The sequence below is a fragment of the Neobacillus sp. genome, from assembly GCF_031988165.1.
In the GTDB taxonomy this organism is placed as follows: domain Bacteria; phylum Bacillota; class Bacilli; order Bacillales; family Cytobacillaceae; genus Neobacillus; species Neobacillus rhizosphaerae.
The window spans coordinates 1-5,848 of record NZ_DALZYO010000087.1 but is presented as its reverse complement, the minus strand read 5'-3'; the positions used below and the strand labels follow the sequence as shown (position 1 = coordinate 5,848).

Below are 5,848 nucleotides of genomic sequence, written 5' to 3'. Positions count from 1 at the left end.
ACGCCCGCGGAAAGCGAAGCGCCTGGAGCGCAAATCAACAGACATGTCGCATTAACAATATTATAACGAATTAACGCGGTTAATTATTAAAGTAACGTAAAAAATAAAGGCTGTCGAAGGTTTTTCGACAGCCTGAGACCTCCGACTACGAAGGGCTTTTCGTTAATCTGTAAAAGTAATGCTTCATTGTCCGAGAGAGTGCGAATCTCGTCTTTTAGGTCAATGAAACAACCGCAGGGTAAATTAATCAGTAAATTTATATGTCCAAAACCGCTCATTGTTAATCCACACCATAATTTGTGGGTCTTGGTTTTTTAACTTCTCTTCCATATCAGTAAACATTTGCTCTGTCTGCGAGCGGTGTGCCTTAATGGCAGCAAGCTTTGTGTTAGCAACAGGGGTAATATTGTTGATAATGTCTGCTTCACCAAGCTCCTCCACACAATTATTAGAGAAAGCGACGCAGTGTAATGTTGGACGCGAAGCCACTGGAATCATTTCCACAGCCCTCACGACCGCCGCACCGGTGGCATCATGGTCAGGATGGACCGAATAGCCTGGATAAAAAGTAATAATAAGTGAAGGATTTACTTCTTCAATCAATGCTAACATCGTGTTAGCCAGTTTATCTTCATCTTCAAATTCAATTGTTTTATCGCGGAATCCTAGCATGCGCAGGTCTTGGATGCCCAAAACCCGGGCTGCTTCCTTTAATTCCTTTTTTCTAATTTTAGGAAGATTTTCCCGATTGGTAAACAAGGGATTTCCCATGTTACGTCCCATTTCCCCTAAGGTTAAACAAGCATAGGTAACAGGGGTTCCGTTCTGCACGTGAGTCGCAATCGTCCCTGAGACCCCAAACGCTTCATCATCTGGATGGGGAAAGATGACTAAAAGCTGACGTTCTTTTTCCATTACCATTCTCCTTTCCGGATTTATTTTTATCAAGTTCTTTTTGCCTTCAATAACTGTCAAGCACTAGCTCCTAGGAGCACGAGGTCACAAGCAATCCGTCGAGAAGGTTAAAGAACAGCCTTTCCGAGGTTCGTCTTGTGCTTTTAGCTCTATGCCAAGACACATCTGCTTTTCTTATTCAAACGGCGTACGGCTGAGTTCCAACGCAACGGCTAACTTCCCTTTTTGATCATGGCCAGCTAACAGCAGGCGGCCTTGCTCATCGACTTCAAAATGTGTCAGCCCTTCTGCATACACCCAGCCAAGGTTTATTTTCAATCCAACCCGGTACGGTCCATTACCAGTAATTTTCCCCAATTCATAACGAACTAAGGCATTGCGGATATAGGCACCAGCGGAAAAGAAAGATTGATCGTTATGTGATGCGTAGGCACCATTCGTCGTTTCAAGGTGAAGATAAACATCTTGATTTGCGAAGCTGTTAATGGTGTCCTGCACGCTTTTTACATCAATTGACTCCAAAATTATCTTCTCCTTTCCTAATCAAAGTAACTTAAGTTAATAATGTTACTATCATACTAAAATCAGTCACAAAATGCGAAATCCATGCTTGAAAAAAATCGAGCCACCATTTGGATATGGGGCTCGATTTTTGCAGAAAAAAGTTCGTTTTTAGTGTTGCCGATAGGCACCATGCCAGGTAGGACCTACATATTCGTTTAAGCGGAAGCCTTGCTCGATAGCAGCTGTGATAAACGCTTTCGCCACATCGACTGCTTCATAAATAGATTTTCCTTTAGCAAGCTCAGCCGTAACCGCTGATGAGTAGGTACATCCAGCACCATGAGTATAGGTTGTGTCAAATTTTTCAGATTCGTAAAGCTTGAATTCCTTCCCATCATAAAGGAGGTCGACAGCTTTTTCCTCTGAATGAAGCTTACTTCCGCCCTTAATTAACACAAATTTTGCGCCTAAGCTATGGATTTTTACAGCTGCTTCTTTCATTTCATTTACTGTACGAGGTGTTTTCGTTCCCGCAAGCTGTCCAGCTTCAAAAAGATTTGGCGTCACGACTAAGGCACGCGGCAGCAGCAGTTCGCGCATGGCATCGGTTGTTTCCGGGTTCAACACCTCATCTTCGCCCTTGCAAACCATAACCGGATCAATGACGACTCGCTCCAGTTTGTTTTCATCAATCACTTTCGCAGCCAATTCAATAATTTCAACCGTTCCAAGCATGCCTGTTTTCATCGCATCGATACCGACGGAAAGAATGGTATCTAATTGTGTTTTAAGTGTATCCACCGCAACCGGGAAAACGCTGTGGTGCCAATCTTTTGGATCCATTGTCACGATAGTGGTCAGAGCAGTCATTCCATAGACTCCAAGTTCCTGGAAAGTTTTCAAATCCGCTTGAATCCCGGCGCCGCCACTTGTATCTGAACCTGCAATCGTCATTACTTTTTTAATTGTCATTATGTACTCCTCCTCAAAAAGACTCTTAAATTCTTCATTATTATTATAAAACATCTGAAAAAATATAGCAGATATGAAACATCACTCTCGCAAAAAAATAACCCAAACAGGTTTTTGTCATACGTGACAACCTGCATGGGTTTCCAATGAATGGGGAACCTTTACATGAATGCTCCCCTTATTTTGTTACTGTTTCTAAAGCAACTTCTATCATGTCATTAAATGTAGTTTGTCGCTCTTGGGCTGTAGTTTGTTCCCCGGTTAGAATATGGTCGCTGACAGTTAGCAACGTTAAGCCCTTTACACCAAATTTAGCTGTAAGATAATAAAGTCCCGCTGCTTCCATCTCTACTGCTAAAACACCGTGGTTACCAAGCTTAGTGAATTCATCATCATTATCTGTATAGAAAACATCGGAAGAAAGGACGTTACCTACATGAAGCTGTAATCCTTTTTCACTGCCAATTTCGTAGGCCTTCTTGATTAACTCAAAGTTCCCAATTTGCGGGAAGTCGTAACCAGGGAATTGACTGCGAATGATGGCTGAATTAGTTGCTGCTGCCTGAGCGATAATCACATCGCGAATGTTTACGTTTTGTTGAATGGCCCCGCATGTCCCAATACGGACAAGATTTTTAGCACCATAGTCGTTAATCAGTTCGTGTATATAAATCGAGGCGGATGGCATTCCCATCCCTGTCCCTTGGATAGAAACGGGTTTCCCTTTATATTTTCCCGTGAAACCCAGCATCCCGCGAACCTGATTATAGCAAACAGCCTCTTCAAGGAAAGTCTCAGCAATATATTTTGCCCGTAACGGATCACCTGGTAATAAGACGGATTCTGCAATTTCGCCAACTTTTGCCTCAATATGAAAACTCATCTGTTATCCCTCCAATAATATTGTTTGTATTGCGCCATTTTATGATTCGTCAAAAAATATAGCACAATCATCCATAAATAATCTGTTAAGGGGATAACCGCATTTTTGTGACCTAGTTAACAAAATATTGGTGATAGTGGTTACTGAAATTAACCGCTTACGTTTGCTAATATGGTATAGATATGGCTAAAAATTATTCCACTTCCTTAGTGAAGGAATCTCTTCTGTTTCACTACAGAGCGCTTCCAATTTATTTTTATCTAATAGGTAAAGATGCTTTTCACGGATATCGATTAGCCCTTCAGTTTGAAAATCGTTAAGTGTTTTCGATATCGACTCACGGGTGACCCCAAGCATCCCGGCAAGGAGGGAATGAGTGATTTTTAGGTCAATTTTATCAATATCGCTGTTTGGTTTTCCAAAATTATAATAAAGGTCCATAATTAAATTCGCCGCCTTTGTTCGGACGTCGTAAAAAGTTAAATAACGTATCAAACGGTTCAGCATCCGAGTGCGTTCTACAAGGATCATATAGGCCTTTTTTAGGACAGATGGATAGGACTCTACGATTTGGAGAAAGTCCTGCTTGGTCATCAGCCATGCTGTAACATTGTCTAGTGCTTCAATGGAAGAAATTCGGTGATTACCGTTGGACAACGCTTCCACTTCTCCTAAAATATCACCAGGCATGGCTATGCTGAGGATAATTTCCTTTCCTTCATGAATCCGATATATTTTCACCATTCCGGAGCGAATCAGATATACATCTTCACTTTGGTCATTTTCAAACATAAGGACATGATTCTTTTTAAATTTCCGTTCTTTTAAAAGGGGAAGAATTTGCGATAAGTCATTCTCGGGTATGCCTGAGAAGATGGCTATATTAGAAAGATTGGTAATCATAAACATACATCCTTTAACGATTTTATTCACTAGGTGGCATGGGTTTTAAGAAAGAATTTTTGGAAAAATGTAAGGAGAGATTGGCGAATAAGATTGTTAATCTTAATTTTACCTAATCATATCGGCATTGACAATTTGGAGGATAAGACATTCTTTGGAAAGGTAGGATATTAAGTTGAGTAAAAATTTACAGAAGTTATTTCCTCTTCATGGGGAACAAACAAATACTCGTACGGAAGTTATTGCGGGATTAACTTCTTTTATGACAGTCGCCTACATTATTGTTGTAAATGGAGCCATCTTACGGTCAGCTGGTATGCCTTATGAAGCCGTGACCATTGCAACGGTCATCTGCTCCTTTTTAGGCTGTATGCTGATGGCGCTTTGGGCCAATTCTCCACTAATTATTGTTCCCGGAATGGGAGATAACGCTTTTTTTGTTTATACCCTTGTATTATCTTTAGGACTTACATGGCAGCAAGCACTTGCGGCCGTCTTTTTAGCTGGAATTGTTTTTACGGTTACTTCGATTTCCAAGGGGGCCGTGTATTTATCAACTGCGATTCCGAAGTCGATGATCAATGCGATAACCGCCGGAATTGGCTTGTTTATTGCGTTTCTTGGGTTTAAAAATGGCGGATTAATTGTGGCAAGCAAGGGGACATTTGTTCAATTAGGCAGTCTTAGTGATCCGAATGTGTTAACGACCTTACTAACGTTATGCATTTTGCTGCCGTTGTTTTTACGCAATGTAAAGGGCAACTTCCTGATTGGAATCATTGCTGGAACGTTGATCGGCTCTTTGTTTGGAATTGTTGATTTTTCCAATTTGGGTGATTTTAGTTTCTCGTTTAATGGATATGAACAGGTCTTTTTCGCCTTTGATTTCAGTCAAATAAGCACGGTTAATTTTTGGATAGCGGTTTTCTCGTTATCGATGGTAATCATATTTGAGAACATGGGGGCACAGCTTGGGATGCTTCCAAATAAAGATAAGTTTCGGAAGTCGTTTCAGGGAATTGCTGTTTCTGTCATAGGGGCAGGAGTTTTTGGCTGTAGCCCGACGACGACAGCGGCAGAGTCGGCGACAGGGATTGCTGCAGGAGGAAGGACTGGCTTAACTTCTTTTACAACAGGACTGCTTTTTATCCCGGCATTGTTTCTTATTCCGCTTTTCAAAGTAATCCCGAATGCGGCCATCGCTCCTGTGCTCATCATTGTCGGCTGCCTCATGATCCAAAGTCTGAAAGAAATACCGCTCGACGACTTTACCGAGGCTTTTCCAGCCTATCTAATGATGACAATGATGCCACTCACCTTCAGCATCGCTAACGGGCTCGCCTTCGGCTTCATTGCCTACCCGCTAGTAAAACTCGTAACCGGCCGAAGAAAAGAAGTATCCGTAACAATCTACATCATCGCCACACTATTCCTGCTTTACTTTATATCTAGTGTGATTTAGTGGTTAATGGTGTCAGGCACCTTCGGTGGACATTTGTCCTCTGTGGGCGGACATTATGATATTCTTCTATGGGTGATTGAAAAACCAACCTTTGTTTCTTGAGGGTTGGTTTTTTTTTTAATGATAAGAAAATTTTCGACTTTGAGAATTGTCTAGCTCCAGCGCCCAGCGGCTAGTGTACTTCGCCCTTTTCCCTACGATAAGTCAAC

The 5,848-nt window shown here is 41.6% G+C and carries 6 protein-coding genes; 1 reads left to right on the top strand and 5 read right to left on the bottom strand.

The genetic code is table 11. The features are described from left to right. Positions 1 to 243 precede the first annotated feature (243 nt). The 5 genes from bshB2 to RTR43_RS25455 all read right to left on the bottom strand — a co-directional run bounded on the left by bshB2 (position 244) and on the right by RTR43_RS25455 (position 4,177). Entirely contained in the window at positions 244 to 915 is a 672-nt protein-coding gene (gene bshB2, locus RTR43_RS25475) for a bacillithiol biosynthesis deacetylase BshB2 (RefSeq protein ID WP_312476834.1), read from the bottom strand. A 174-nt stretch (positions 916 to 1,089) separates the two neighbouring features. Further along, on the bottom strand, positions 1,090 to 1,437 hold the full coding sequence (locus RTR43_RS25470; RefSeq protein WP_312476832.1) for a YojF family protein: 348 nt from the start codon (positions 1,435 to 1,437) through the stop codon (positions 1,090 to 1,092). A 150-nt stretch (positions 1,438 to 1,587) separates the two neighbouring features. Beyond that, entirely contained in the window at positions 1,588 to 2,391 is an 804-nt protein-coding gene (gene pdxK, locus RTR43_RS25465; protein ID WP_312476830.1) for a pyridoxine/pyridoxal/pyridoxamine kinase, read from the bottom strand. A 178-nt stretch (positions 2,392 to 2,569) separates the two neighbouring features. After that, entirely contained in the window at positions 2,570 to 3,274 is a 705-nt protein-coding gene (gene deoD, locus RTR43_RS25460) for a purine-nucleoside phosphorylase (RefSeq protein WP_312476828.1), read from the bottom strand. Between the two features lie 186 nt (positions 3,275 to 3,460). After that, positions 3,461 to 4,177: a Crp/Fnr family transcriptional regulator gene (locus RTR43_RS25455; protein ID WP_312476826.1), complete on the bottom strand. Its 717-nt coding sequence runs from the start codon at positions 4,175 to 4,177 to the stop codon at positions 3,461 to 3,463. Between the two features lie 175 nt (positions 4,178 to 4,352). Between RTR43_RS25455 and RTR43_RS25450 the strand changes: the two genes are divergently transcribed. Then, entirely contained in the window at positions 4,353 to 5,639 is a 1,287-nt protein-coding gene (locus RTR43_RS25450) for an NCS2 family permease (protein ID WP_312476824.1), read from the top strand. The last annotated feature ends 209 nt before the right edge of the window (positions 5,640 to 5,848 follow it).